Source organism: Pseudoalteromonas sp. 19-MNA-CIBAN-0066 (genome assembly GCF_040308705.1).
Taxonomy (GTDB): domain Bacteria; phylum Pseudomonadota; class Gammaproteobacteria; order Enterobacterales; family Alteromonadaceae; genus Pseudoalteromonas; species Pseudoalteromonas nigrifaciens.
Genome location: NZ_JBEONZ010000317.1, coordinates 1 through 252 on the forward strand (window position 1 = coordinate 1; position 252 = coordinate 252).

Consider the following 252-nt stretch of genomic DNA (forward strand, 5'->3'; position numbering starts at 1 on the left):
CTTTAGTGCGTTTTGCTCCAAATAATACCCTTGTATATGTGCAGTGTGACGATAAAACTGATGAGCACTTTAGCGCACTTGATGCGATGGAAAAACAACTAAAAACCTTTAAAACTGCCGATAACACCCCATATAACTTAATTGAGTTACCGTGGCCAAAAGCCGCTTATGACGATGAGCAAACACGCTTACCGGCTACCTACGCTAACTACTTAATTATTAATAATGCTGTGCTTGTGCCAACGTATAATG

1 protein-coding gene is annotated in these 252 nt (G+C 40.1%); it reads left to right on the plus strand.

What is annotated here, in order from left to right; all coding sequences use genetic code 11:
* Positions 1-252: agmatine deiminase family protein (locus AAEZ18_RS19270; RefSeq protein WP_352256043.1), on the plus strand; the 252-nt coding region annotated here is incomplete at both ends.